Below are 26,952 nucleotides of genomic sequence, written 5' to 3'. Positions count from 1 at the left end.
GAACGTCTGGATAGCCACGCTCAGCGCCAGTCATCGTCCTGCGACAACCCACAGAGTGCCCGGGCAGCACCCCGTACGGCCCGTCAGAACCCCACCGCCTGGCCATCCCGGCGACCGTCGCTGGCAGCCACGTAGCCGTGGTTCGGGTCATCCGAAAGCCGCCAGATGAACTGCCCGGAACCGAAGTCCATGTAGGGGTCCTCCACGGACTTCAGCGTGTTGCCAAGGGCGTGTAGACCGCGCACGGCGTCGGCGTTCATGCTCGCTTCCAGGTCCACCGAGAAGTCCCGGTTGACCTTCCAGCGCGGTGCATCGCAGGCAGCTTGGGGTTGCTGGCCATAGTCGAGCATGCGCACCAGGGTCTGTACGTGGCCCTGGGGCTGCATGTCGCCGCCCATCACCCCGAAGCTCATCTGCGCCACGCCGTCGCAGGTCAGGAACGCCGGAATGATGGTGTGGAACGGTCGTTTGCCAGGTGCCACCACGTTGGCCGAGGCCGGGTCGCTGGAGAAACCGGCACCGCGGTTCTGCAGGCTGACGCCATAGCCCGGCACCACCACGCCCGAGCCGAAGCCCATGTAGTTGGACTGGATGAAGGACACCATCATGCCGTTCTCGTCGGCGACGCTGAGGTAGACGGTACCGCCCGACCTGGGCAGACCGAAACCGGGATTGCTCGCCTTGCCCGGATCGATGGCCTTGGCGCGTTGCGCGAGGTACGCGGGATCGAGCATCTGCTCTGGCGTGACCTCCATGCTGCGCGGGTCGGCCACGTAGCGATAGACGTCGGCGAAGGCCAGCTTCATGGCTTCGATCTGCAGGTGCTGCGAAGCAGCCGAGTCGACCGCCAGAGCCGCCAGGTCGAAATGCTCGAGAATGCCCAGAGCGATGAGGGCGGCGATGCCCTGCCCGTTGGGCGGTATCTCGTGCACGTCGTAACCGCGATAACGCTGGGAAATGGGAGTCACCCATTCCGGTCGATAGTCGCGCAGGTCCGCTGCGCTCAGGTTGCCACCGGTGGCGCGTGCATGGGCGATGATGGCCTCGCCGATCTCACCCTCGTAGAACGCCCGTGCGCCCTGCTCGCCCAGTAGCCGCAAGGTGCGCGCAGCGTCGGCGAAGACGAATTTCTCGCCGGTTCGCGGTGCCCGGCCGCCAGGCATGAAGGCCTCGGCGAAGCCGGGCTGATCACGCAGATCGGGCACCGCGGCCGCCCATTTGTGGGCAACGATCGGGGCGATGGTAATGCCCCGCTCGGCCACCTCGGCAGCCGGCGCCAGCACGTCGGCGAACGGCCGCTTGCCGAAGCGCTCGTGCAGCGCGGCCCAACCGGCCACCGCGCCAGGTACCGTTATCGAATCCCAGCCGCGCACCGGGCGCTTCGCGTGGCCCTTGCCATCCTCACCGTGGCGCTGGCGGAAATACTCGGGTGTCCAGGCGGCAGGTGCCGTGCCCGAGGCGTTCAGACCCTGCAGCGACTGGCCGTCCCAGACCAAGGCGAAGGCGTCGCTACCCAGGCCACAGGACACCGGCTCGACCACGGTGAGCATCGCCGCCGCGGCGATTGCCGCGTCCACCGCGTTGCCACCGGCGAGCAGCAGGCGCAGACCTGCCTGAGCCGCGAGGGGGTGGGAAGTCGACACCACGTTGCGGGCGAACAACGGAATGCGGATCGACGGATAAGGGTTGTGCCAGTCAAAGGACATCGGGTTCTCCATCAGTGTTTAGGGGATCGGACAGCGCCCGGCTCCCAGAAGATCACACGGCGTTGCAGCCAGCGCACGGTCTGCGCACCGCACAGACCGATCAGCGCCAGCAGGATGACACCGGCGAACATGGTCGACAGGCTCATGCTCACCGAGCTGGACGCGATCAGATAACCCAGGCCACGCTGGGCGGAAAGGAACTCGCCGACCACCGCACCGATCAACGCCAGCGACACGCCGATCTGCAAACCGGCGAACACCTCGCCCGCCGCCGCAGGAAACTTCACGTGGATCAGCAGGTAGAGCCGCGAGGCGGAAAACGAACGGCAGGCGTCGAGCAATTCGGGGTCGGTTCGCCGAATGCCGTTCACCGTATTGACGAACAGCGGGAAGAAGCAGACCAGCGCCACCAGCACGATCTTCGAGGCCATGCCGAAGCCGAACCAGACCAGAATGATCGGCCCCAGTGCGACCTTGGGTGTCGCCTGCAGGCCGATCAGCAAGGGATACACGAAGCGCTCGAAGGTTTCCGACTCGGCCAGCAAGGCGCCCAGGACGATCGCCAGCAGGCAGCCGATCACGTAACCGCTGAGGGTTTCACCCAGGGTGACGCCGATGTGCGGCCACAGGCTGCCATCGGCAAAACCGCCCGCCAGCGCCTGATAGACCGTCAGCGGCGCAGGCAGCAGATAGTCGGGAATTTCGAGCAGGCGCACGGACAGATCCCAGATCAGGATCAGCACCGCCAGGCTGGTCAGTGGATAGAGCACGGGAAGCAATCTACGCATGGGTGAAGTGCCTTCGCAGTTGTTGGCAGAGCGCGATGAACGCCGGGTCGGCCAGGGTTTCCAGGGTGCGCGGGCGCGGTAGCGTGATCGCCACCTCGTCGATGATGCGCCCGGGGCGCGGCGACATGACCAGCACCCGGTCCGCCAGAAACACCGCCTCCTGAATGCTGTGGGTGATGAACAGCACCGATTTGCGCTGCTGGCTCCAGATGTGTTGCAGCTCTAGGGTCAGTGCCTCCCGTGACAAGGCATCGAGGGCGGCGAACGGCTCGTCCATCAGCAGCAGTTGCGGATCGTGCAACAGCATGCGGGCGATCCCGACACGCTGCTGCATGCCCCCGGAGAGTTCGAACGGGTAGTCGTTGGCGAACGGGCCGAGGCCGACCAGCTCGAGCAGCGCCGTCGCCCGCTGGCGAGCCTCGTCGATGGGCAGGCCAAGCGTGCGTGCCGGTAGCAGCACGTTGTTCAGCACGGTTTTCCAGGGCAGCAGATTGGGTTTCTGGAACACCACGCCGGTATGCCGGCTAGGGCCTTCTATCGCCTGCCCGGCGACCACCACTCGCCCTTGGCTGGCGTCGAGCAAGCCTGCCGCCAGTTTGAGGACGGTGGACTTGCCACAGCCGGAGGGCCCGAGCACCGCGACGAACTCCCCGTCGGCGATGCTCATGCTCACGTCGGCCAGGGCCTGAATCTCTCCGCGACGGGTCTGGTAGGTCAGCCCCACCTCCTGCAGGGTCAAGGCCGCGCTCATGGCTGCGTCTCCCGTGCACGCAGCGCATCGGCCAGGAACTTCAGCACGGCCTGCCAGCTCTCGCGGTTGGCACGGGCATTGGCTGCCGGGGTGCCGCCACCACTGATCAGCACACCGGCGACCGGATGAACCTTGGCGATCTGCGTGGTGGGCACGCAGGGAAAGCCGATGGCGTGACCTGCCCCTTCATTGCGCGCATGGCTGACCGGCCAGGCATGCCCTGCCGCCTGCAGTTCGGCCTGAATACGCTCGCTGTAAGCGCTGGACGGCCAGAAACCATCGTCGGTCCCCGAGATGAGCAGGATCGGCCCATCGATGCGCTCAACGGCAATGCGTGCCGCCGCGACGCTGGCTGCATGGGCTTCCACTGCCACGAAGGCCGGTGCCTGGCGAATCGCCGCCCCGGGTTCGGGGGGCTGGTCGAAGGCCCGCCAGTCCGCCGCGGGGTTGTCCCTCCAGACATTGCGCAGCGGCTGGCCACGCCATGTCCATGCGTCGGCGTCACGTGGCTGCTCCGGACGCCCTGCCCGCAAGGTGCCGTGGATCACCGCGCTCGGCACGTAGCCGATCACCGCGGATACCAACTCGGGAAAGGTCGCCCCCAGCAGCAATGCCAGCTCACCGCCGCGAGACAAGCCGGCGACGGCGATGAAGCCATGCCGCGGCTGCAGCTCGCGCCGCGCCCAGAGCAGTGCCTGCTCGAAGTACTCCAGCGGCGTGTCGGAAATATGCTCGGGCCGCCCCGGCGCCTTGAAAAAGGCCAAAGCCAGTGCCGCATAGCCATGGGCGGCATACAGCGCCGCACGTTGCTCCGGCGTACCGCCCCCCGAACCATTGAGCACGATCACCAGCGGGTGTGGGCCATCGCCGGCGGGGCTGAACACGGTTGCGGAAAGCCCCTCATCGCGGATTTCACGGCGGCTCACCCCGGGGGCGAGAAAGCGCTGGGTGAGCGTGGCCGAGGCGCTACCGCCAGCGGCATTGCCTATCTGCAAGCGAATCGACAGGGGGTCCAGCCCCTCGCTGGCTTGCGGCCTGCGAGGCGGGCTCAGCTGGCGCAACGCCCACACCGGCGCCAGCGCCTCCAGCTCGCTCCAGTCGCCAGCAAGGGGCACTTGTGCATCGATATCCAGCACGCCGTCGGCAGCGACTTCGAAGCTGGCCTCGCTCTGCCACAGGCTGCCATCGGGATGTTCCAGGGTCGCCGTCAGATGCGCCACACCCGGGCTCAGCCCCAGCACCCGAACGCGCCGGGGCTGGTCGATCAGCCCATCGGCAATGTCGATTTCGAACGCGGGGGTCATTGCGCCGCCTCCGCACGCTTGCGCAGCGCGTCACGGTCGAAATCGTTGAAGGCGGGTACGAACTCGTTGGAGAACACCTGCTCCACCGGCACCTCGGCACTGGGAAACTCGCCCGCCTCGGCCATGGCCTGTACCGCAGCGCGAATCGCCTGCAGGTCATATTGCCCCGGTACGCGCGGGCTGCCATCCGGGAAATACAAGGTGCGCTGCAAACGGCGAGCGAGCAGCGTCTTGGCGTCTTCGAGGCCCTTGCCCTGGGCATCGGCAGGCTTGCTTTCAGGGTGCTGACGCCAGAATGCCTGGACGCAGAACGCCGGGTTCACCTCGCACACGAACTGTGCCTCGGTATAGGCGCGGCCGAAACGGCGGATCAGATCGGGGTTGTCCTTGAAGGTGTCCTGGTGAGCGATGAAGCCGTTGCCGGGGTTGTTCTGAAACACCTCGGGATACTGGATGCGCCGGGTTTGCGTGCCGGACAGTTCCAGCATGTCACCCCAACTGTTATTGAAGTTGAGCGCATCCACCTGACCGCTGCGCAGCGCCTGAAAACCCGCGCCGAGCGCGCCGACGGCGACGAATTCGACGTTCTTGCCAGGCTCCAGGCCGGCGACGCGCAGGGCTGCGCGGCTGTTCGGCAAGGTGCCCCAGGTCAAGGCACCGACCCCGATCTTCTTGCCCTCGAGATCGGCCAGGGTCTTGATCGGCGAATCGGCGAGTACCTGGTATTCCAGAGTCTGGCTGGGAACGCCGTTGTAAAAGTAGCGCAGCGGCAACGGGTTCTTGTTGAAGTGGCTGGAAAGCACCGGCTCGGCGACCGGGAAGCCGAATGTCACCCGTTTGCTGGCAACCTGTGGCAACAAGGCGCCAGCCCCCTGGAAGACCACGGTCTCGACGCTCAGCCCCTGTTCCGTGAACAGCCCCAGTTCCTGGGCTGCGGCATATGGCGCGCCGTCGTGAACGGCGGCGGGAATGGCAAGGGCGACGGTGACCTCGTCGAGGGCATGGGCGTGGCTGGCAACTGCCAGCGTGAGGGGCAGCAATGAGCGAATGGCGAAGCGCATGGAGGCAGATCCTGGGTTGTGTTGAAAGTCAGATGGGTTGGCGCTCCAACGCTCCGGTGGTCCGGCCACTGTTCTGGAGGTTTTGCCGAGCCTTGTCGAGCAAGGCCTTGCGGTCGATCTTGTGGGTGGAAGCAAGCGGCAAGGTGTCGACGAACCATACCCGGCGCGGGTGCTGATAGGCCGGCGCATGCTCCAGGGTGAAGGCCTTGATCTCGGCCTCGCTGACCTGGCTGCCTTGGCGCCGCACGACGAAAGCCATGGGTTTGAACCCTTTGATCTCGTCCTCGACTGGCACCACGCAGGCCTGCTGCACCGCGGGGTGACGTTCGAGCAGCTTTTCCACCTCGCCGGGATAGATGTTCTCGCCACCGCTGACGAACATGTCGTCACGACGGCCCACGAAGGTATGGAAACCATCGGCATCGCGGCGGAACACGTCGCCCGTCACGTAGAAGCCATCGGCCGTGAACGGCGCGGCCAGGTCAGGCCGGTTGTAGTAGCCGGACATCAGCCCGGGGCTCTTCAACTCGAGCACGCCCTCATCCGCCAGCAGCCCTGCCTCATCGCGCAGGCGCAGTTGCACGTCCGGGTGGGCGTGCCCCACCGATAGCGCCGGGCTGGCCAGCCCCTGTGGGTGGGCGCCGAAGACCACCGGACCACCTTCGGTGGTGCCATAGGCATTGATGATCCGTGCATTCGGCAGCAGGCGGTGGATCTGCTCGAGCAGGCTCGCACTCACCGGCGCCGAGCCCATGCGCACCACCCGCACGGATGACAGGTCGGCGCGCTCCAGCAGCGCCTGCTCGCGCAGCATCATGGCGATCATCGGCGGCACGGCGGTCAGCCAGGTACAGCGGTAACGCTGGATCGCCTCGATATAGGTGACGGCACTGAACTGCGGCAGCAGTATCGCGGTGGCACCGCTGGCCAGGACGAGAAGCGCCAGCGCCAGTGCATTCATGTGGTACAGCGGCGCCGCGATCAACGCACGCTCGTCGGCCAGCGGGGTGGCCTGCAAACGGGTGCGCACGATCCACAGGTGAGCGCGGTGGCTGAGCACCACGCCCTTGGGCTTGCCAGTGGAACCGGAGGTGTAAAGCATCATCGCCGGCTCGTCACCGAGCGCCTGGAAGGCTTGCAAAGGCCCCCGCTGAGCGAAAGCCGCCAGCTCATCCGCCTCCAGCGATACGCGCGGCATGTCGGGGGCTGCATCTCGATGAGGCGCGTCACAGAACAGCAGACGCGCGCCACTGTCGGCGATCACATAATCGATCAGCGCCCTGGGGAATCGGTGATTGACCGGCACGGCGACCAGCCCGGCGCGCATGATGCCGAGCACGGCCGCGATGCAAGCCACCGAGTTGAAGGTCAGCAAGGCAATGCGCTCCCCCTGGACGAAGCCCCGGGCCAGCAGCGCACAGGCAATGCCATTGGCCAGCTCGTCCAGTTCACGGTAGGTGCAGCGCGACTCGTTCAACTGGCTGTCGAGGCCGATGAACGCCAGCCGTTCACCCGGACTGTCGCGGCCGATCACACTGCCCAGATTGGCGATCTGCGCATTCATGCCAGGCACTCCAGCACGGTGGCGAAGCCCCGGATGACGATGGTGACCCGATCGGCCTCCTGCCGATGGGGCAAACCGAGACTCGTGGCGCGGCGCGCCAGGTCTGCCGGATCGCCACCACGCAGGCCGATGGAAACGAAGCGCTCGGCACGCTCGTGCTCTTGCCCTCCAGCCTGCACATCTCTGGTACGCCACGCCGCCCTATCGATGACCTCGACGCTGAATCGTCCGTCGAAACGCCCCAGGCGCTCGAACGCCTGACGTGTCTGCTCGGGTTGCTCGCTGACCACCGTCAGCCGCTCGATGCGGTGAATGCCATTGGCGTGGCCCAGCCACTCGGGCCGCCAAACCAGTTCCGGTGTTTGGTGATGGCAGAAGTACACCCGGCCAGCGGCGAACTGCCCAGGCACCAGCCGGACGGTACCGAAGCGAGCGTCAAGAGAGGCCCCATCGACCTCAACCGGCCTGGAGAAATGCTGCACCGGCTGGACCAGAAAGCCGGCCTGCACCAGCGCTGCATGGGTGGCACGGGGGTCGTCACTGGCCAGTACCAGGCCGTCGATACCAGGTGGGCTGTCGAGGATTTCCTGGCGCAGACGCTCGCCGCCGGCGGGCAGCCCGATCAGCTCCAGGTAGCCCTCGTCGAACATGATCAGGTTGTTGATCGAGCCGAGAGAGTGATGCCCGCGGGGCGTGAGCGTGAAGCCCAGGCCCGCGAAGATGGCTGCAGCCGCATCGAGATCGAAGCGCGTGTTGATGACCAGGTGGTCCAGTGCCGCACTCATGGGATCACACCTTCGGGGCGGGCGTGGAATAGACGCCGCGGCCGCTGGCAACCAGATGGCCTTCGCTATCGAAGACCTGCGCCTCGGCCACCGAGAACTGCTTGCCGAACTTGATCACCGTGCCCGTGGCGCGCAGATCGCCCTTGGCTGGCCGGTGGTAGTCGACACGCAGGTCGATGGTCGGCACGCCGTTCCCGGTTCTGGACACCAGCGCCCAGTCTGCGGTCAGATCGACCAGCGCCGCGAGTATGCCGCCGTGGGTGTAGCCACCCTCGACATTCACCACCCATTCTTCGCGCCATTTCGCGCTGAGCTCGATGCTGCCCTCGCCCACGGCCAGAACCTGCAGGCCCAGCCATTGGTGATAAGGGCCCTTGAGCAGTTTGGCCTGAATGTCGGCAGCGCTCGGAAGTGTCGTTTCGGTCATGAGATCAATCCTGTTGAGTTGTTTCGAAGGTGCTGCAATCGCCCGCAAACGGACGATTGCACGGTGCTGATCGATGCAAGCCGGTCAGGGCGTGACGACCACCTTGCCCAGCACTTCGCGATCACGGATCAGCGCCAGGCCTTCGGCGGCCTGTTCGAGGGGCAGTACGCGGTCGATGATCGGGTCGATCCGGCCTTCGGCGATCAGGTCGAGGAGCCCGACCAGGTTGTCTTCGTAGAAGCTGTTCGAGCCTTTGATGTTGAGTTCGAAGCTCCAGACGTAGCGCAGGTCTTCCTTGGGGTCGTGGCCGGCGGTAGCGCCGCACACCAGCAGCGTGCCGCCGCGCTTGATGCACTTGAGCGATGGCAGCCAGGTGTCGCCACCGGTGAAGTTGATCACCACGTCCACGCCGCCTTCGTAGTTGCGGCGCTGCGGCTTGCCGTACTGGCCGATGGCCCACTTGGAGAAGTCGGTATCGCGGTAGTTGATGACGTGGTCGGCACCCAGGGCGTTGAGGCGCTCGCCCTTCTCGTCGCTGCCCGCACAGGCGATCACCTCGGCGCCCAGCAGTTTGGCGAGAATCACGCAGGCGGTGCCCACACCACCGCTGGCACCGAGGATCAGCACGCGGTCCCCTGCCTTCACGGTGTTGTGGGTGATCAGCATGCGGTGGGCGGTGCCATAGGCCACCGGCAAGGCCGCCGCCTGTTCGAAACTCACGGCATCGGGCAGACGGATCAGCTGCCGCGCATCGACCAGGGCGTACTCGGCCATGCCGCCGTCGACCATCTCGCCCATCAGACCGACGTCGGGTTTCAGCGGGTTGATCAGCACGCGGTCACCGACCTTCCAGCCCTCGACACCTTCACCCAGCTCGCTGATGGTGCCGGCCAGATCCAGGCCGATGACTACCGGCAGCGGCACCTTGATGCCGGGCATGCCCTTCACCGTGAATACATCGTGGTAATTGAAGGACGATGCGCCAACGCGAATTACCACGTGTCCGCTGCCCACTGCCGGTATCGGCTTGTCGGTGACGACGCGCAACTGGTCGAGGTCGCCGTGTTCGTCGAGTACCAGGGCTTTCATGGTCTTGCTCACAGTCGTTGTCTCCGTGATTACTTGATGTGTTTGGCTTGGGTGTAGGGTTCGGTGGCGAACAGGTCGTCCTTGAGTTCGCCCTTGATCAGGCCGCCGTCGACGAACACCTGGTGCTGACGACGCAGGGTCTCGATGTCCGCCGGCTCGAAGGCGATGCGGTTCATGGCATCCCACTGGCCGACGTACACGCGGGCATCCTGCTCGGGCAGGTTGGCGCTCTTCTGCAGAATGCGGACGACTTCATCCGGGTGTGCCTTGCCCCAGGCGAGCGTATCGCGCAGGCCGGCGATGACCCGGGCGACGACCTCCGGCTTGTCGTCGACCAGCTTGGCGGCCACCGTGCCGACGCCGATGTACGGCACTGCCTCGGCGTGCGTGAGGGTCTTCCATTCCTCGGCGAAGCTGCCCAGGCGCTTGACCTTCAGCTCGTCTTCGAGCTGGGCGATGGTGACCGAACGCAGGGCCGCGCCATCCACCTGTTTCTGCGCCAGGAACTGCGCCAGACGCGACTCGTTACCGCCGACCAGGGAGAAGTCGTTGGTCTGGATGCCATGGTTGCCGGCCAGCACGGCGCCAGCGATCACCGCCACCGAAGAGCCGGCCGGCGACATGCCGATTTTCTTGCCCTTGAGCTCGGCCAGCGAGGTGATCGGCGAATCGGCCGGCACCACGAACTGCACATCGGCTGGCTGGGTCGCCGCGAAGATCCGGATCGGCACGCCTTCGGCCGCCGTCGAGAACACCCCGGCAAGCGGTGCGCCGAACGCCAGGTCGATGGAGCCGGCGGCCAGTGCGCGGATCGGCGCATTGACGTCGGGGAAGTGCACGAATTCGGCGTCGATGCCGCGTTCGGCGAGGAAATCCTTGGATTCGAGCACCGAGCCGTAGCCCAGGCTCACACCGCTGGTCCAGTAACCGATACGGACCTTGTCCGCCGAATGGGCAGCAAAAGGCAGCACCGCGGTCGCGGCCAGGGCAGCGACGGCAATCAACTTACGCATGGATTGATCCTTGATAGAGGGAGGAGCTAGGGGGTTTTCCAACGAAACAGCCGGCGTTCGAGGGGCTTGAGCACCCCCGCTTCGAGCGCCAACATCAGGGCGACCAGCAGCACGGTCCAGGCGAATACCTGGTCGCTCTGCACCAGGTCCGCGGCCTGGCGCAGGCGATAGCCGATGCCATCGGAAGCGCCGAGCGTCTCGGCCACCAGCGATACCCGCCAGCCGAAGCCGAACGCCAGGCGGGCACCGGAAAAGAAGTACGGCAGGATGCTCGGCAGCGAGATCTTCAGCAGGATCTGCAGCCGCGACAGGCGAAACGAGCGCGCCAGCTCCACGTATTGCCGCTCCACCGTCTTCGCGCCCTGCCAGACGTTGGTGAGGATCAGCGGCATGGCGGTCATGAACACCACGAACACCGTGGTGGCGTCGGAGATGCCGAACCAGATGATGGCGAAGATCGCCCAGATCGCCGACGACACGGTGTTGAACACCGACAGCACCGGCTCGAAGAAGCGCGCCAGTGCGGGGCTGCTGCCGAGCGCCAGGCCCAGCGGCGTGCCGACCAGCGTGGCCAGTGCGAAGCCGCTGAGCACCCGACCGAGGGTGGCGCTCAGGTCATGCAGGAAGGTGTCGCTCTGCAGCAGGTTGCCCAGTGCGGTGAGAACCTTTTCCGGCCCGGGCAGCACGAACGATGGCAGGCGACCTGCGGCGTACCACCAGAGCAGGCCGACCACGGCGATCAGCGCGAAGCGTTGCAGGGCGAGACTGGAAAAGCGCTTGGCGGTATCCATGTCAGACCTCCAGACGCAGGCGACGAACCTGTTCGTTGACGGCAGGCTCGGTGGGCACCCGTGGGCGCGGCAAGGCCATTGGATGGATGGCGCGAATGCGGCCTGGGCGCGGCTCCAGCACTACTACCCGATCAGCGAGCACCACCGCCTCTTCCACGTCATGGGTGACGAACAGCACCGTCATGCCGGTGAGCGCCTGCAGACGCAGCAGCTCGTCGTGCATCTGACTGCGGGTGTGCGGGTCGAGCTTGGAAAACGGCTCGTCCATCAGCAGCACCTGGGGTTTCACCACCAGGCTGCGCGCCAGAGCGACCCGGCTGCGCATGCCGCCGGACAACTGATGCGGCCAGGATTTCGCGAAGGCCTCGAGGCCCACCAGGCGCAGTGCCTCGGCAACCCGCCGGGCACGCTCGGCCTTGCCGACGCCACTGCCCTCCAGCCCGAAGGCGACGTTGGCCTGCACGCTGCGCCAGGGCAGCAGGCGGTCCTCCTGAAACAGGTAGGCGATGCGCCGCCAGTCGCTGAAAGCTGCCGAAGCCTGGCCGAACAAACGCAGTTGGCCCTGATCCTGGGCGAGCAACCCGGAAACGATATTGAGCAAGGTGCTCTTGCCACACCCCGAAGTGCCCAGCAGCGCGACCACTTCGCCCTGCCCCACCTCGAAGGAGATATCGCGCAGCACCTCGAGGGCGTCGAAGCGCTTGCCGATACCCTGCAAGGTGATCGCCGACACCGCGAGATCCTGCTGCAGTGCGGCATTCATCGGGCGAACCTCGCCGCCAGCAGCGGCAGCGATGCGCCGGCTTCGCTGAGGCTGGCATAGACTTTCTCCAAGGTCATGGCCTGGAAGGTTTCGATATGCCGGCGAGCGATCAGCTCGGCGCGCTTGCCGTCGCCTTCCTCGAACGCGGCGATCATGGCGTTGTGGTCGTGCTTGATTTCGGGCTTGGTGCCCTGAACGTTGAACCCCAGCGCCACGAGTCGCGTCATCTCGTCCATCAGGCCGGACAAGGTACGCAACAACCGTTCGTTGCCGGTGGCCCGGGCGATCTCCAGGTGGAACGCCTTGTTGGCGTCCATGAATACATCGATCTGATCAGGCAGAGAAACGGGGTGGCGAACCCGGCAGGCGGCCTCCAGCTCCCGCAGGCGCTCGATGTCGACGCGACCGACCGCCAGCCGAGCCGCCAACGGCTCGAGCTGCACACGCAGGGTGAAGACCTCCTCGACGTCCTTCACGGTGATCGGCGCGACCTGATAGCCCTTGCGCGGCAGAGACCTGACGAAGCCCTCGTGGGACAGACGCGTCAGCGCGATCCGGCAGCTGCTCTTGCCAATCTCGTACAGCTCCATCAGCCCAGGCTCGGTAATCAGCGCGCCTGGCGTCAGGCGGCAGGACAGGATGTCGCGGCGGATCCGAGCGTAGGCGGAGTCACCCTGGTTGGCGCAGTCGAGTGGGTGGTCGGCGGAGGCGATGGTGAGTGACATTCGGCAGCCTTTACGGAAACGGTGAGCAGCTCACAGGGCTTGCCTGTGATGCCTACTGATGGCCGCTAAGCTAGAACAGAAAATCGCGATTTCGAACGAATTAATTCCGCTAAACATATACGTCGAAAGAATAGACTGAGCTGCTCAAGAAAACTTTAATGCATAACCACCGAGGCGCTGTGCACCGCCCGCCGGGCCTTTGAGCGCTATCCGACACGCATATTTCCCGACACCGAAAGCTGCCAGCGTTGCCGCATCAGGCGATCAGAAACCTCGAAAGGGAATGCAATTTTCTGCCGACCGGAGCGACGGCGACAGGCACACCTTCGCGATGCCGATTGCAAAACGTGCTGTACCGCTCAGTCCCAGCCACGCACATCGCATTTATCTCATCGGCCACGGTCATTACCTGAGTGGCCTCAACTGGCCATTACTGGCCTGTTCAGCATGATGCGGCTTGCCTTGACGAAGAAATGGCTGGTTTTTTACTGTGATTTTTAAAGGTATGCCGAGTGCTGACTCAGCATGGATACCAATGCACAAGGAGTGGATAGCGTGAGTCCAACCAGAACAATCTGCCTGGCAATGGCAGTAATTGCAGCGAGCGCTTGCTCGACGACAAACAAGAGCAGCAACGAAGTGCAGGAGGCTGCCAAATTGCTGATAGGCCAGCCTGCCAGCAACGCCTTCGCCGTATTCGGCAAGCCCGATCAGGGCATGGGACCATCGTCATACGGTTCGGGCGGCGGCCTCTACACCTGGAATCGCTTGCAGACACACCTGAGCCCCGAGAAAGAGTTCATCAAAACGGGCGAAGAATACGTTGGTGAGCAACAAACCTGGGTCACCATCGGAGGCCGAGGCATGACAGGTATCATGCCGGCTTACAGCCAACCGATTTACCGCGATGTGGGCTACTACGACAATGTCCCCATCATCGACTACTTCTGCAGCATCACCCTCTTCACGGACAACAAGGACATCATCACCGACGCGTCGGTAATCAACTGCGAAGACAAGAAGTAGCACTGGCGCCCTCCCGCAACGCAAAGGCCCGAGACCAGAAGGAAACCCCAGGGTGACGGGCCTGATTTTTATCTGCACCGCTCGTTCACGACCTGCGGCTCGCCGGCTGCATAACAGGCCCAGGCGTTCGCCGAGCGCCGCACGGCCGGCACCGGAAAAATCCCGCATACCCTTTTGCTTTCCTCCCGACAACTAAGCCTTGTACGCCCAACAGACGAATGACCGGCATCATCCGTGACGACCGACCCTGAAAGCGCTGGGTATTCGCTACCGTCCTCCGTACAATGCGCCCCTCACTTACGCAACTATGCGTCTGATGGCAGGCATGGCCCCGGCTTTCATCGCCAAGCAATTGGGCCATTCGATACAGATTCTGCTGACCCGCTATGCCCGATGGATCGATGGCGAGGGCGACTGGGCAGCGGTGAACACGCTACGAATTGTCCCAAAACTGCCCCAAGACTGAATCCACACCTCTGAAACATGCGAGTTAGAGCACTTTGATTTCCACAGCTAATATCACGATGCAGTTCGGTGCCAAGCCGCTGTTCGAGAACGTGTCCGTTAAGTTCAACAACGGCAACCGCTACGGCCTGATCGGCGCCAATGGCTGCGGCAAGTCGACGTTCATGAAAATCCTCGGTGGCGACCTCGACCCTTCCGGCGGCCAGGTCATGCTCGAGCCGAACGTGCGTCTCGGCAAGCTGCGCCAGGATCAGTTCGCCTACGAGCAATTCAACGTGATCGACACCGTGATCATGGGCCACGAGGAGCTGTGGAAGGTCAAGGCCGAGCGCGACCGCATCTACTCGCTGCCGGAAATGAGCGAAGAAGACGGCATGAAGGTCGGTGAACTCGAAGGCGAGTTCGCGGAAATGGACGGTTATACCGCCGAATCCCGTGCCGGCGAGCTGCTGCTCGGCCTGGGCATTCCGTTGGAACAGCATTTCGGCCCGATGAGTGAAGTCGCTCCTGGCTGGAAACTGCGCGTGCTGTTGGCTCAGGCACTGTTCTCCGATCCGGACGTGCTGCTGCTCGACGAACCGACCAACCACTTGGACATCAACACCATCCGCTGGCTGGAAACGATTCTGACTGCGCGTAACAGCACCATGATCATCATTTCCCACGACCGTCACTTCCTGAACTCGGTCTGCACCCACATGGCGGATCTGGATTACGGCGAGCTGCGCCTGTTCCCGGGCAACTACGACGAGTACATGACCGCTGCGACCCAGTCGCGCGAGCAGTTGCTGTCGGACAACGCCAAGAAGAAAGCGCAGATCTCCGAGCTGCAGAACTTCGTCAGCCGCTTCTCCGCCAACGCCTCGAAAGCCAAGCAGGCCACCAGCCGTGCCAAGCAGATCGACAAGATCCAGCTGGCCGAGGTCAAGCCGTCGAGCCGGGTCAGCCCGTTCATCCGCTTCGAGCAGACCAAGAAGCTGCATCGCCAGGCCGTGACCATCGAACAGATGTCCAAGGGCTTCGACGGCAAGCCGCTGTTCAAGAACTTCAGCTTCACCGTCGAAGCCGGCGAGCGCGTCGCGATCATCGGCCCCAACGGTATCGGCAAAACCACCCTGCTGCGCACCCTGGTCGGTGAGCTGAGCCCGGACGCCGGTGCCGTGAAGTGGACGGAAAGCGCCGAGGTGGGTTACTACGCCCAGGATCACGCCCACGACTTCGAGGACGACGTGACCCTGTTCGACTGGATGGGCCAGTGGACCCAGGGCGAACAGGTCATCCGCGGCACACTGGGCCGCATGCTGTTCTCCAACGACGAGATCCTCAAATCGGTCAAGGTGATCTCCGGTGGTGAGCAAGGCCGCATGCTGTTCGGCAAGCTGATCCTGCAGAAGCCCAACGTGCTGGTGATGGACGAACCGACCAACCACCTGGACATGGAATCCATCGAAGCGCTCAACCTGGCGCTGGAGAACTACCCGGGCACGCTGATCTTCGTCAGCCATGACCGCGAGTTCGTCGGCTCCCTGGCCACGCGCATCATCGAGCTGTCGGACAACGGCGTCACCGACTTCAGCGGCACCTACGACGACTACCTGCGCAGCCAGGGCATCATCGTCTGATCGTCTGAACCGGCACGACCAGAAGCCCCGTCATCCGATGGATGATGGGGCTTTTTTGTATGGGCTGATTATTAGCTTCGCAGGCCAGGCCATATCGGTTGCAGGCTGCGGCTCCACTGAGGGTAGCCGAGATCAGGTTTCCCCCTGTGGGAGCGGGCGGTGCCCGCGTTTTTTTCGCGCGCATGGCGCGCTCCCACATTCGTAATCTTTCATCAGGATCGCCGCGCGGTCTCATTGATAGATTCGTAGGGTGGATCGGGGCGCGTAGCTGACGCTTTTCATCCACCATTCAGGCAACGAGCGGTGGACGGATAAAGCGACGTCCATCCTGTGGGTCGAGCGTGTCGGGAAGCGGATATCGGCTTCCCCATTTGCGCTCGCCGCAAGGACGTAGCCTGGGTTGAGCATAGCGATACCCAGGGATTTTCCCGAGTGTCGCTGCGCTCGACCCTGGCTACCAAATCGAAAAAACCAGATTGCAGATACAAAAACGCCGCTCGATCGAGCGGCGTTTTGCATAGCGGCTAGCGGGTCAGGCAGAGAGCTCGACCAGCAGCTTGTTCAGGCGCTGCACGTAGGCGGCTGGGTCTTTCAGGCTGTCGCCTGCAGCCAGAGCGGCCTGATCGAAGAGGATGTGCGACAGATCGCCGAAACGGTCTTCGTCCGGCTCGGCATCCAGCTTCTCGATCAGCGGGTGGTTAGGGTTGAATTCGAAGATCGGCTTGGAATCCGGCACCTTCTGGCCGCTGGCCTCGAGAATCTGGCGCATCTGCAGGCCCAGGTCCTGTTCGCCGATGGCCAGGATGGCTGGCGAATCGGTCAGGCGATGGGAGACGCGAACCTCCGCGACCTGCTCGCCCAGCGCGCCCTTCAGACGCTCGACCAGACCTTCCTTGCTCTTGGCGACTTCTTCCTGAGCCTTCTTGTCCTCTTCCGAGTCCAGCGAGCCCAGGTCCAGGTCACCGCGGGCAACGTCGATGAACGACTTGCCATCGAACTCGGTGAGGTAGCTCATCAGCCACTCGTCGATACGGTCGGTGAGCAGCAGCACTTCGATGCCTTTCTTGCGGAAGACTTCCAGGTGCGGGCTGTTCTTGACCTGCGCGTAGGACTCGCCGGTAAGAAAGTAGACCTTGTCCTGGCCTTCCTTGAGGCGGCCGATGTAGTCGCCCAGGGAAACCACCTGCTCGCCCTCGCCTTCGGCAGTAGACGCGAAGCGCAGCAGGCCGGCGATCTTCTCCTTGTTGGCGAAGTCTTCCGCGGGACCTTCCTTGAGGACCTGGCCGAAATTCTTCCAGAACGCCTTGTACTGCTCGGGTTCGTTCTTGGCCAGCTTCTCCAGCATGTCCAGCACACGCTTGGTCAGTGCCGACTTCATGGAGTCGATCACCGGGTCCTTCTGGAGAATTTCACGGGAGACGTTCAGCGACAGGTCGTTGGAGTCGACCACACCCTTGATGAAGCGCAGGTACAGGGGCAGGAACTCGTCCGCCTGGTCCATGATGAACACACGCTGTACATAGAGTTTCAAACCACGCGGTGCTTCACGCTGGTACAGGTCGAACGGCGCACGACCGGGCACGTACAGCAGCGACGTGTATTCCAGCTTGCCTTCGACCTTGTTGTGGCTCCAGCTCAGCGGGTTGTCGTAGTCGTGGGAAACGTGTTTGTAGAATTCCTGATACTGCTCGTCGGTAACCTCGGTACGCGGACGCGTCCACAGCGCGCTGGCGCGGTTGACCACTTCCCACTCCTCGGCTGGCTTGTCCTGCTCTTCGCCATGGCTTTCTTTCGGCAGCTCGATCGGCAGGCCGATATGGTCGGAGTACTTCTTGATGACGTTGCGCAGGCGCCAACCATCGGCGAACTCTTCTTCGCCGCTCTTGAGGTGCAGGACGATGCGGGTACCGCGTTCGGCCTTCTCGACGTTGGCGACCTCGAAGTCACCCTCGCCCTTGGAGGCCCAGTGCACGCCTTCGCCAGCCGACAGACCGGCACGGCGGGTGAATACATCGACCTTGTCGGCAACGATGAACGCCGAGTAGAAGCCGACGCCGAACTGACCGATCAGGCTCGAGTCCTTCTTCTGGTCGCCGGAGAGGTTCTTCAGGAAATCGGCGGTGCCGGATTTGGCGATGGTGCCGAGGTGCGCGATGGCCTCTTCACGGCTCATGCCAATGCCGTTGTCTTCGAGGGTGACGGTCTTGGCGTCCTTGTCGAAGGTCACGCGGATCTTCAGCTCGGCACCGCCCTCGAGCAGCTCGGGCTTGGCCAGCGCCTCGAAACGCAGCTTGTCGACGGCGTCGGAGGCGTTGGAGATCAACTCGCGCAGGAAGATTTCCTTGTTGGAATACAGCGAGTGGATCATGAGGTGCAGCAGTTGCTTCACCTCTGTCTGGAAGCCCAGGGTTTCTTTTTGAGTTTCCACACTCATGGTCATCTAACTCCACATTGATGGCTAAGCCGCGGTACGGCGGATGACCATCAAGTGGGGGCGGCTCGGGAAAACTTCAAGTCACCCTGGACTCACTCGTCGAGTAGTTCGACATGAACGATGTCCGCTTCGGGCATGGCAAAGCGTGCTTCGCCCGAGCCGTTGAGGCGCTGCCTGAGAATGACCTGCCCCTGCTCGAGCCCGGCGAACTGCCCCTGAATCGAGCTGCCCTTTTCGCTGAACACCCGCAACGGCTGGTTGACGTAGCGTTGCGGCTCGCTGAGCAGGCGCACAAGGGAAAAGTCCCTGCGGGGGTCCTGCACAGGTTGTGGCTGCTGCGGCGCAGCGGGCTGAGCCGGAACGGCAGCCGGCGCTGGCGGGGCCGCGGCCGGCAATTCGGCGAAGCGGTCATCGTCGACACGCCAGCCCCGCTCGGCGTGCTTGCTCAGGCTGACCGGCAAACGCTGTTCGCGGCCATCGATACGAGCGCTCACGTCGAGCATCAGGTTGCTGCCGGTCACGCCGGTAGCCGGTAGTGGCGAAAGCTGAACGTCGCGGGTGGAAAAGCGCCGCTGCAGGTGGTCGGTGAGGACGTAGGCCAGGGTGTCGCGAGAATCGACGGTGCGATCCACCCTGCCCTCGTGATAACGCAGGCCGTTGCGAAACACCTCGACCTTGCCGCTCAGGGTGGTCTCGAACTGCGGTGGCAGAACCAGATGGAATTCACCCACCAGGCGGTTGGGTACCTCGGGCTGCAGATCCAGGTGCAGGGTGTAGCCCCCCTTGAGCTGACGTGCCTCGGGCAGATCCTGATCCGGCAGCAGCCAGTTGAACTCGATTTCCGGCAACTGTCCCTGGTCCTCCGGCAGCACATCGAGGCGCAGGCCATCGGCAGACAGCGGCAGACCACGAATGATCAGCTCGCGACGGGCGAAGAAGTCCTGGCCTTCACGCAGGCTGAGCACGCCGTCGATCAGTTCTCCTTCCTGAGGCACGAACGGCTCACCGTTGAGCTGGCCGTGCAGCTGGATATGCAATTCGCCTGGCGCTGGCTTCTCGGGCTTTAGCCACTCGAGCCCGATGATGGCCTCCAGGCGTTGCGGATCCTGACCTGCCATCACCGCCAGACCGACCACCAGCGGGATCATGCCCAGCGCGCAGCAGGCCAGCGCATGCCTGGCACGGCGCCAGTGGCGCACGATGAACAGCAGCGTCAGCGGGGGCAACAAGCATGCCCACCCCCATAGCAGGCTGGTGGCGAAACCACGCATTACCAGCAACACCAGGCCGACGAGTATCAGCAGCAGGCCGCCCAGGATCAACAACGCGTCCATTCAGTTTCCTTAGATCAGTTGCCAGGATCGGCATGGGATGCGATCACTTTCCAGCGCGCACCGCAGGAGTGAGCGTCACGATAATCATCGAAGCGCGCTCATTCCATCGAGAAGTCGAGAATTTTCCGATTTTGTGACAGGCCCTGAATTGGTGCTTTCAAGGGTGCACACCGTGCGTTATCGGGCGTCGAGTAGAAAGGGAATGAACTTATATCCACTTTGACGCCTCGAAAAACCGTAATGGTATTTACCCATAAGGAGAAACACCCCCATGCAAAAGTCAGTCGCTTACGCCTTCATGCTCGCTGCCACGCTGGGCCTTGCGGCCTGTGACAAGCCGTCCGAAAACAAAGCGGAAGACGCTCAAGAAGCGCGTACCGAAGCTCAGGAGTCGATGAACGACGCCGCTGAGGAGAGCAACGAAGCTGCTCAGAAAGAAACTGAGGCCGCTCAGGAGCGCGCCGAAGAGCAACAGGAAGAGGCTCAGACTCCGCCAGCCACTACCGCACCTGCCGAGCCGGCAGCCCCTGCGGACCCAGCTGCACCGGCTGCGCCGACTCAGAAACAGCAATAAGCGGTCATCTTCACGTTACCCGCAGCCTGCTGCGGGTAACGCGCCCCTCCCCCCGGTTCACCGCAACGCTGGCGTGAGCATCAACAGCAGCGTGCAACCCATCCCGATCGCCCATACAAGACTGCGTTGCCAGTGTAGGTCTGCCCAGTAGAAAAGCAGATAAAGCACCCGCGCGACCACGAAGATCACCGCCAGCCAGTCCACCAGCCAGCCGCTACTCTGGGTGACGTGCGCCATCAAGACCCCGACGGCGAACAACGGAAACGCTTCGAAGCTATTCTGATGAGCGGCCAGTGCACGCGCACCGAATCCGCTAAGACGCGCCTGTTGTGCACGGGGATGATGGTTGTCGTAGCGCCCACCCTCCTCCTTCATCGCCTTGGCCAGCGGCGCCTTCGCCACGAAAATCAGCAGGGCGCTGATGAAAATGCACCAGAACGGAATACTCATTCGGTTTTCTCCTTGGCCGGCTCGAACGTCGGCGTTTGTGTATACACCATTACTTCCAGCACATCGGAATGGAATTCGCGTCGGTACAGCACCACCACCACACCGGCGGTGACCATCATGAAGAACCAGGGGTTGATGAACCAGGCCAGCGTCGCCATGCCGAAATAGTAGGCGCGCAGCCCATAGTTGAACTGGTTGGCCGCCATCGAGATGACCCGCGCGGTGCGCTCACCGAACGCCTTGCGCTCCTGCTCGGTGACGTGCCGCTCACCAATCATCGGCGCAGAGCCCACCAGTACCGCGGCGAAGTTGTATTGGCGCATGCACCAACTGAAGGTGAAGAAGGCATAGACGAAGACCACGCCCAGGCACAACAGCTTGGCTTCCGACATGCCACGGCTGGCGACCTGCACGAATGGCAGGTCGGCCAACAGCGATACCGCACGATCCGAGGCGCCGAGCACGGTGAGGATACCGGCAAGAATGATCAGCGTACTGGAGGCGAAGAACGAGGCATTGCGCTCGAGGTTGCCGATCACGTTGGCGTCGGCGATGCGGTTGTCGCGCAACAGCATGCGCCGCATCCAGTCCTCGCGATACAGGTGCAGAACGCTGGCCAGACAGGGTGTGGTGCGACCTTTCGCCTGGGCGTAACGGGTGTAGCCGCCCCAACAGATGACGAACCAGAGAACGGCCAGGACGTGCGGCAGATATTCTTCGCTGATGGGCATGCAAGCTCCTTGTAAGGCTGGAGCGATTATAGCCAGGCGAGATAAGAAAAAGCCGCTCATTGCAGGCTGTGTGAAAACGTAGCGAGCGAAGGTCAGGCAAGGCAAAAACCGGCGAAAAAGCGCAGTTTACGAGTTGTAAATGAGCATTTTTAGCCGGTTTTTAACGCCGCATGAGCGAGCGCAGTAGTTTTCACACAGTTTGCTACGAGCGGCTTTCGATCAACCGGATATGCTCAGGCCAGCACTTCCTGCGGCTTGCCACGCAACCAGTCGTAACCACTGGCGATGGCCAGCATGATGGCCGCCGGCAACAGCCAGGCAAGGCCCTGCTCGGCCAGTGGCAGGCTGACCAGCCATTGCGGCAAACCGCCATCCAGGCCAGCGGTCTTCAGGCCATCGACGATGCCGAACAGCGTTGCCACCAGCATCACCGGTCCGACCACGCGACCAGCCGAATTCCATAGCCCCCAGCAGAAGCTCAGAGCGATCAGGACGATGCATGGCGGGTAGATGGCGGTGAGGACCGGCACGGATATCTGGATCAGTTTGGTCAGACCCAGGTTGGATACCAGCAGCGAGAACGCGGCTAGGATCACCACCAGACTGCGATAGGACAGCGGTACCAGACGGCTGAAGTACTCCGCACAGGCGCAGGTCAGGCCAACCGCCGTGACCAGGCAGGCCAGCGAGATCAGCACGGCCAGGAAGCCGCTGCCCAGTGCCCCGAAAGTGTGCTGAACGTAGGCATGCAACACCGCAGCGCCATTGGTGGCGCCGGCCGCGATGGAATGGCTGCCCGCACCGAGGCGGAACAGGCTGATGTAAACCACGGCCAGGCCGACCCCGGCGATCAGCCCGGCGATGATGGCGTAACGGGTGATCAATTGTGGCGACTCGACCCCACGGGAGCGGATGGCATTGACGATGACGATGCCGAAGACCAGCGCCCCCAGGGTATCCATGGTCAGGTAACCATTGATGAAGCCCTGGGAGAATGGCGCCGCCTCATAGACGGCGGTTGCCGGCCCCACTTCACCGGGTGTCAGTACGAAGGCCGTACCGCCAAGAATCAGCAGCGCGAGGATCTTCATCGGGCCGAGCACGCGCCCGACGGTGTCCAGCAGTCGCCCCGGATACAGGGAGACGCCCAGTACGATCACGAAATACACCAGGCTGTAGATGAACAGCGCCAGCGGGCTATCGCCGGTCAACGGCGCCAGGCCCACTTCGAAGGACACCGTGGCGGTACGCGGGGTGGCGAACAGGGGGCCGACCGCCAGGTAGCAGACCGTACCCAGCAGCACACCGGCGGCTTTGCCGATCGGGCTGCTCAGCGCGTCCATGGCGCCACCGACCTTGGCCAGAGCGACCAGGGTGATCACCGGCAGACCGACCGCTGTGATCAGAAAGCCAAGCGCGGCCAGCCATACATGGGGGCCTGCCTGCATGCCGACGATGGGTGGAAAAATGATGTTGCCGGCCCCGACGAACAGGGCAAAAGTCATGAACCCCAGGGCGAGAACGTCCTGGCTTTTCAGGGAAGTCATTTGAAGAAATACCACATCGCTAAATCGGAGTTGAGAGAGGGAATCCCGATGGATAGTGGGAAACGTCGTTCGCTCTCGTGGCGCGAACCTTGGTTGCAGGCTCGCCTCGGGTAGAGACCAAACCTATTAGTTGCAAGGCTAACGATTTTGCCGCAACCGCCCTACCCGTGCCACCCCACCTGACCATTGGCTGTAAGCGGCTGTCGCCTGAACAACTTTTTCGGGACAAAAAAGAAGGCCACCCGAGGGTGGCCTTCTTTCGATCAGATCAGATGGCTTACGCCTTCTTCACTTCCCAACCGGTCAGCTCGGCCAGGGCCTTGCCGATGTCAGCCAGGGAACGCACGGTTTTCACGCCAGCGTCCTGCAGTGCAGCGAACTTCTCGTCTGCAGTGCCTTTGCCGCCGGAAATGATGGCGCCAGCATGGCCCATACGCTTGCCGGGAGGAGCGGTCACACCAGCGATGTAGGAAACTACAGGCTTGGTGACGTTGGCCTTGATGTAGGCAGCCGCTTCTTCTTCAGCCGAACCGCCGATCTCGCCGATCATGACGATCGCTTCGGTCTTCGGGTCTTCCTGGAACAGCTTCAGGATGTCGATGAAGTTGGAGCCCGGGATCGGGTCACCACCGATGCCCACGCAAGTGGACTGGCCGAAGCCGGCGTCGGTGGTCTGCTTGACGGCTTCATAGGTCAGGGTGCCGGAACGCGACACGATGCCTACTTTGCCTGGCAGGTGGATGTGACCCGGCATGATGCCGATCTTGCACTCGCCCGGAGTGATCACGCCTGGGCAGTTAGGACCGATCAGGGTAACGCCCAGCTCGTCGCAGGTGACCTTGGCATCCAGCATGTCCAGGGTAGGAATGCCTTCGGTGATGCAGACGATCAGCTTGATGCCGCCGAAAGCAGCTTCCAGGATCGAGTCCTTGCAGAAAGGAGCTGGAACGTAGATGACCGAAGCGTCAGCGCCGGTAGCTTCTACAGCTTCTTTCACAGTGTTGAACACTGGCAGGTTCAGGTGGGTAGTACCGCCTTTGCCTGGGGTCACGCCGCCAACCATCTTGGTGCCGTAGGCGATGGCTTGTTCGGAGTGGAAGGTACCTTGCGAACCAGTGAAACCCTGGCAGATAACCTTGGTATCTTTATTGATCAGGACGCTCATTACTTGCCCTCCGCAGCTTTGACGACTTGCTGAGCAGCGTCGGTCAGGCTGGTTGCCGCGATGATGTTCAGGCCGCTTTCGGCCAGGACTTTGGCACCCAGTTCAGCGTTGTTGCCTTCCAGACGGACGACAACCGGAACCTTGACGCCGACTTCCTTCACTGCACCGATGATGCCTTCGGCAATCATGTCGCAACGAACGATACCGCCGAAGATGTTCACCAGAACGGCAGCTACGTTGCTGTCGGACAGGATGATCTTGAAGGCTTCGGTCACGCGCTCTTTGGTTGCGCCGCCACCTACGTCGAGGAAGTTGGCTGGCTTGCCGCCGTGCAGGTTGACGATGTCCATGGTACCCATGGCCAGACCGGCACCGTTGACCATGCAGCCGATGTTGCCTTCGAGCGCAACGTAGTTCAGTTCGAACTTGGCGGCATGAGCTTCACGGGCGTCGTCTTGCGACGGGTCGTGGAAGGTCTTCAGCTTCGGCTGACGGTACATGGCGTTAGCGTCGATGTTGATCTTCGCGTCCAGGCAGTGCAGGTCGCCGTCGGCCTTGATGACCAGCGGGTTCACTTCCAGCAGAGCCAGATCGTGATCCTTGAACAGCTTGGCCAGACCTACGAAGATCTTGGCGAACTGAGCGACTTGCTTGCCTTCCAGGCCCAGCTGGAATGCCAGCTCGCGACCCTGGAACGGCTGAGCGCCGACCAGCGGATCGATAGTGGCCTTGAGGATCTTCTCAGGCGTTTCGTGAGCGATCTTCTCGATGTCCACGCCACCTTCGGTGGAAGCCATGAACACGATGCGACGGCTGGAGCGGTCGACTACAGCGCCCAGGTACAGCTCCTTGGCGATGTCGGTGCAGGACTCGACCAGGATCTTGGTGACAGGCTGACCATTGGCGTCAGTCTGATAGGTCACCAGACGCTTGCCCAGCCAGTTGGCGGCGAAAGCCTTGGCGTCTTCCTTGCTCTTGACCAGTTTCACACCACCCGCTTTACCGCGGCCACCAGCGTGTACCTGAGCCTTGACGACCCACTCGGTACCACCGATTTTTTCGCAGGCTTCTGCTGCTGCTTCCGGGGTGTCTACGGCGAAGCCCTTGGATACGGGCAGGCCGTATTCAGCGAACAGCTGCTTACCCTGATACTCGTGAAGATTCATGCTTGTCTACCGTTTTCGTTTAGGTATTGCGCATCGGTGCTGCACTTGCGTGCCGCACCACCTGTGACCACCTCTAGGCAGTCAGGTGCACATTCCGCGCATGGGCCTGAGCCCTGCGCGGGCAATGCACCTTGGTTCTGCTTCGCGAAAAACCGTCCGTACGGTAGCGACCCTTGAGCCGCTGCCGGACAGACGATTTCTTAGCGTTTCTTGCGGTTGGCGATGTGAATCGCGCCACCGTTTACTGCGAGCGCTGCTTCGTGCAGCGCTTCGGACAGGGTCGGGTGCGAGAAGACCATCATGCCCAGGTCTTCAGCGCTGGTACCGAACTCCATGCCGATAGCGCCTTGCTGCACCAGCTCTGCTGCGCTTGGGCCGATCACGTGTACACCCAGTACGCGGTCGGTATTGGCGTCGGCGATCACCTTGACGAAACCGCCGGTGTCGTTGGCTGCCATGGCACGGCCGCTGGCGGCGAACGGGAAGGTGCCGACGTTGACGGCAACGCCTTCACTCTTCAGTTGCTGCTCGGTTTTACCAACCCACGCAATTTCCGGGTGGGTGTAGATGACCGATGGGATCAGGTCATAGTTCATCTGCGCCTTGTGGCCGGCGATACGCTCGGCAACCATCACGCCCTCTTCCGAGGCCTTGTGAGCCAGCATCATGCCGCGCACCACGTCGCCGATGGCGTAAACGCCCGGAACGCTGGTGGCGCACTGGTCATCGACGAAGATGTAGCCACGCTCGTCAAGGTCCACGCCGCTGTCCGAAGCCAGCAGATCGGTGGTGACCGGACGACGGCCAACGGCAACGATCAGCTTGTCGAAAACGATCTTCTGCTCGCCTTCGGAATCGGTGTAGTTGACGGTGACTTGCTTCTTCTTGACTTCGGAACCGGTCACGCGAGCGCCCAGTTTGATCTGCAGGCCCTGCTTGGTGAGGGTCTTCAGCGCTTCCTTGGCGACCGCTTCGTCAGCAGCAGGCAGGAACTTGTCCAGCGCTTCGAGTACGGTCACTTCGGCGCCCAGACGGGCCCAGACCGAACCCAGCTCCAGACCGATGACACCAGCGCCGATGACGCCCAGTTTCTTCGGTACGGACTGGAATTCCAGTGCGCCGGTGGAGTCGACGATGACGTCCTGGTCGACCGGAGCCGGCGGAATGTCGATCGGGCGCGAGCCGGATGCCAGGATCACGTTCTCGGCTTCGACGACGGAGGTCTTGCCGTCCTTGTCGGTGACTTCCACTTTCTTGCCAGCCAGCAGTTTGCCGTGGCCTTCCAGCAGGGTTACGCCGTTAGCCTTGAACAGGCCGGCAACGCCGCCAGTCAGGTTCTTGATGATGGTGTTCTTGCGACCGACCATGGCCGGCACGTCAATGCTCAGGCCCTTGGTGCTGATGCCGTGAGCGGCGAAGCCGTCATGGGCTTCATGGTACTTCCAGGAGCTGTCCAGCAGCGCCTTGGACGGAATGCAACCGACGTTCAGGCAGGTACCACCGAGGGCGATCTTGCCGTCCTTGTCCTGGTACTTCTCGATGCACGCGGTTTTCAGGCCGAGTTGTGCAGCCTTGATGGCGGCAACATAGCCGCCAGGGCCGGCACCGATGACTACCACGTCGAATTTCTGGCTCATAAAAGATTCCTTTTCAGCGTCAAGCTTCAAGCCT

The 26,952-nt window shown here is 62.8% G+C and carries 24 protein-coding genes; 3 read left to right on the top strand and 21 right to left on the bottom strand.

All coding sequences use genetic code 11. The features are described from left to right. Positions 1–83 precede the first annotated feature (83 nt). The 13 genes from ACT9T4_RS08550 to ACT9T4_RS08490 all read right to left on the bottom strand — a co-directional run bounded on the left by ACT9T4_RS08550 (position 84) and on the right by ACT9T4_RS08490 (position 12,767). On the bottom strand, positions 84–1,706 hold the full coding sequence (locus ACT9T4_RS08550; protein ID WP_499116470.1) for a gamma-glutamyltransferase family protein: 1,623 nt from the start codon (positions 1,704–1,706) through the stop codon (positions 84–86). 11 nt (positions 1,707–1,717) lie between these two features. Further along, positions 1,718–2,494, bottom strand: coding sequence for an ABC transporter permease (locus ACT9T4_RS08545; protein ID WP_499116467.1), 777 nt, complete (start codon positions 2,492–2,494; stop codon positions 1,718–1,720). Next, complete coding sequence (locus ACT9T4_RS08540) at positions 2,487–3,245, bottom strand: ABC transporter ATP-binding protein (RefSeq protein WP_499116465.1); 759 nt, start codon at positions 3,243–3,245, stop codon at positions 2,487–2,489. Before ACT9T4_RS08540 ends, ACT9T4_RS08545 begins: the two co-directional genes overlap by 8 nt. Further along, positions 3,242–4,549 (bottom strand): acyl-CoA thioesterase/bile acid-CoA:amino acid N-acyltransferase family protein, encoded by a 1,308-nt coding sequence (locus ACT9T4_RS08535; RefSeq protein ID WP_499116463.1) that lies wholly within the window; start codon positions 4,547–4,549, stop codon positions 3,242–3,244. Before ACT9T4_RS08535 ends, ACT9T4_RS08540 begins: the two co-directional genes overlap by 4 nt. Next, complete coding sequence (locus ACT9T4_RS08530) at positions 4,546–5,610, bottom strand: ABC transporter substrate-binding protein (protein ID WP_499116461.1); 1,065 nt, start codon at positions 5,608–5,610, stop codon at positions 4,546–4,548. Before ACT9T4_RS08530 ends, ACT9T4_RS08535 begins: the two co-directional genes overlap by 4 nt. A gap of 28 nt (positions 5,611–5,638) precedes the next feature. After that, positions 5,639–7,174: a class I adenylate-forming enzyme family protein gene (locus tag ACT9T4_RS08525; protein WP_499116459.1), complete on the bottom strand. Its 1,536-nt coding sequence runs from the start codon at positions 7,172–7,174 to the stop codon at positions 5,639–5,641. Beyond that, positions 7,171–7,959, bottom strand: coding sequence for a VOC family protein (locus ACT9T4_RS08520; protein WP_499116457.1), 789 nt, complete (start codon positions 7,957–7,959; stop codon positions 7,171–7,173). The genes ACT9T4_RS08525 and ACT9T4_RS08520 overlap by 4 nt, the downstream gene beginning before the upstream one ends. 4 nt (positions 7,960–7,963) lie before the next feature. Then, on the bottom strand, positions 7,964–8,386 hold the full coding sequence (locus tag ACT9T4_RS08515) for a PaaI family thioesterase (RefSeq protein WP_499116455.1): 423 nt from the start codon (positions 8,384–8,386) through the stop codon (positions 7,964–7,966). Between the two features lie 84 nt (positions 8,387–8,470). Continuing rightward, positions 8,471–9,487: a zinc-binding dehydrogenase gene (locus ACT9T4_RS08510; RefSeq protein WP_499116453.1), complete on the bottom strand. Its 1,017-nt coding sequence runs from the start codon at positions 9,485–9,487 to the stop codon at positions 8,471–8,473. Between the two features lie 17 nt (positions 9,488–9,504). Then, positions 9,505–10,488: an ABC transporter substrate-binding protein gene (locus tag ACT9T4_RS08505; RefSeq protein ID WP_179538068.1), complete on the bottom strand. Its 984-nt coding sequence runs from the start codon at positions 10,486–10,488 to the stop codon at positions 9,505–9,507. Positions 10,489–10,514: 26 nt separating this feature from the next. Further along, on the bottom strand, positions 10,515–11,279 hold the full coding sequence (locus ACT9T4_RS08500; RefSeq protein ID WP_042553701.1) for an ABC transporter permease: 765 nt from the start codon (positions 11,277–11,279) through the stop codon (positions 10,515–10,517). Position 11,280: 1 nt separating this feature from the next. Next, on the bottom strand, positions 11,281–12,042 hold the full coding sequence (locus ACT9T4_RS08495) for an ABC transporter ATP-binding protein (RefSeq protein ID WP_042553702.1): 762 nt from the start codon (positions 12,040–12,042) through the stop codon (positions 11,281–11,283). After that, a complete protein-coding gene (locus ACT9T4_RS08490) occupies positions 12,039–12,767 on the bottom strand; it encodes a GntR family transcriptional regulator (RefSeq protein ID WP_499116450.1) in 729 nt (242 codons plus the stop codon). The genes ACT9T4_RS08495 and ACT9T4_RS08490 overlap by 4 nt, the downstream gene beginning before the upstream one ends. A 546-nt stretch (positions 12,768–13,313) precedes the next feature. Between ACT9T4_RS08490 and ACT9T4_RS08485 the strand changes: the two genes are divergently transcribed. Both ACT9T4_RS08485 and ACT9T4_RS08480 read left to right on the top strand, forming a co-directional pair. Then, positions 13,314–13,793, top strand: coding sequence for a hypothetical protein (locus ACT9T4_RS08485; RefSeq protein WP_499116512.1), 480 nt, complete (start codon positions 13,314–13,316; stop codon positions 13,791–13,793). 500 nt (positions 13,794–14,293) lie between these two features. Then, positions 14,294–15,880 (top strand): ABC-F family ATPase, encoded by a 1,587-nt coding sequence (locus ACT9T4_RS08480; RefSeq protein ID WP_042553706.1) that lies wholly within the window; start codon positions 14,294–14,296, stop codon positions 15,878–15,880. A 532-nt stretch (positions 15,881–16,412) separates the two neighbouring features. Here ACT9T4_RS08480 and htpG read toward each other — a convergent pair. Next, entirely contained in the window at positions 16,413–18,314 is a 1,902-nt protein-coding gene (htpG, locus tag ACT9T4_RS08475) for a molecular chaperone HtpG (RefSeq protein ID WP_499116448.1), read from the bottom strand. A 92-nt stretch (positions 18,315–18,406) separates the two neighbouring features. Continuing rightward, complete coding sequence (locus ACT9T4_RS08470) at positions 18,407–19,648, bottom strand: MFS transporter (protein ID WP_499116446.1); 1,242 nt, start codon at positions 19,646–19,648, stop codon at positions 18,407–18,409. Positions 19,649–19,919: 271 nt separating this feature from the next. On the opposite strand from ACT9T4_RS08470, the gene ACT9T4_RS08465 reads away from it, so the two are divergent. Continuing rightward, positions 19,920–20,222: a hypothetical protein gene (locus tag ACT9T4_RS08465; RefSeq protein WP_042553708.1), complete on the top strand. Its 303-nt coding sequence runs from the start codon at positions 19,920–19,922 to the stop codon at positions 20,220–20,222. Between the two features lie 57 nt (positions 20,223–20,279). Here ACT9T4_RS08465 and ACT9T4_RS08460 read toward each other — a convergent pair whose 3' ends face one another. The 6 genes from ACT9T4_RS08460 to lpdA all read right to left on the bottom strand — a co-directional run bounded on the left by ACT9T4_RS08460 (position 20,280) and on the right by lpdA (position 26,918). Beyond that, positions 20,280–20,672 carry an MAPEG family protein gene (locus ACT9T4_RS08460; protein ID WP_042553709.1) on the bottom strand — a complete coding sequence of 131 codons (393 nt, stop codon included), beginning with the start codon at positions 20,670–20,672 and terminating at the stop codon, positions 20,280–20,282. Continuing rightward, a complete protein-coding gene (locus ACT9T4_RS08455; protein ID WP_042553710.1) occupies positions 20,669–21,403 on the bottom strand; it encodes a DUF599 domain-containing protein in 735 nt (244 codons plus the stop codon). The genes ACT9T4_RS08460 and ACT9T4_RS08455 overlap by 4 nt, the downstream gene beginning before the upstream one ends. Positions 21,404–21,636: 233 nt before the next feature. After that, on the bottom strand, positions 21,637–22,950 hold the full coding sequence (gene brnQ / locus ACT9T4_RS08450) for a branched-chain amino acid transport system II carrier protein (RefSeq protein ID WP_042553711.1): 1,314 nt from the start codon (positions 22,948–22,950) through the stop codon (positions 21,637–21,639). A gap of 277 nt (positions 22,951–23,227) precedes the next feature. After that, complete coding sequence (sucD, locus tag ACT9T4_RS08445) at positions 23,228–24,115, bottom strand: succinate--CoA ligase subunit alpha (RefSeq protein WP_042553712.1); 888 nt, start codon at positions 24,113–24,115, stop codon at positions 23,228–23,230. Further along, the gene (gene sucC, locus ACT9T4_RS08440) at positions 24,115–25,281 is read right to left on the bottom strand and encodes an ADP-forming succinate--CoA ligase subunit beta (RefSeq protein ID WP_042553713.1); all 1,167 of its coding nucleotides are present in this window, start codon (positions 25,279–25,281) and stop codon (positions 24,115–24,117) included. Before sucC ends, sucD begins: the two co-directional genes overlap by 1 nt. Positions 25,282–25,481: 200 nt before the next feature. After that, positions 25,482–26,918: a dihydrolipoyl dehydrogenase gene (lpdA, locus tag ACT9T4_RS08435; protein WP_042553714.1), complete on the bottom strand. Its 1,437-nt coding sequence runs from the start codon at positions 26,916–26,918 to the stop codon at positions 25,482–25,484. Positions 26,919–26,952: the final 34 nt, after the last annotated feature.

This window comes from Pseudomonas sp. SZ40, assembly GCF_052958135.1.
Note: the sequence above shows the minus strand (reverse complement) of the source record. Positions and strands in the feature narration are given on the sequence as shown.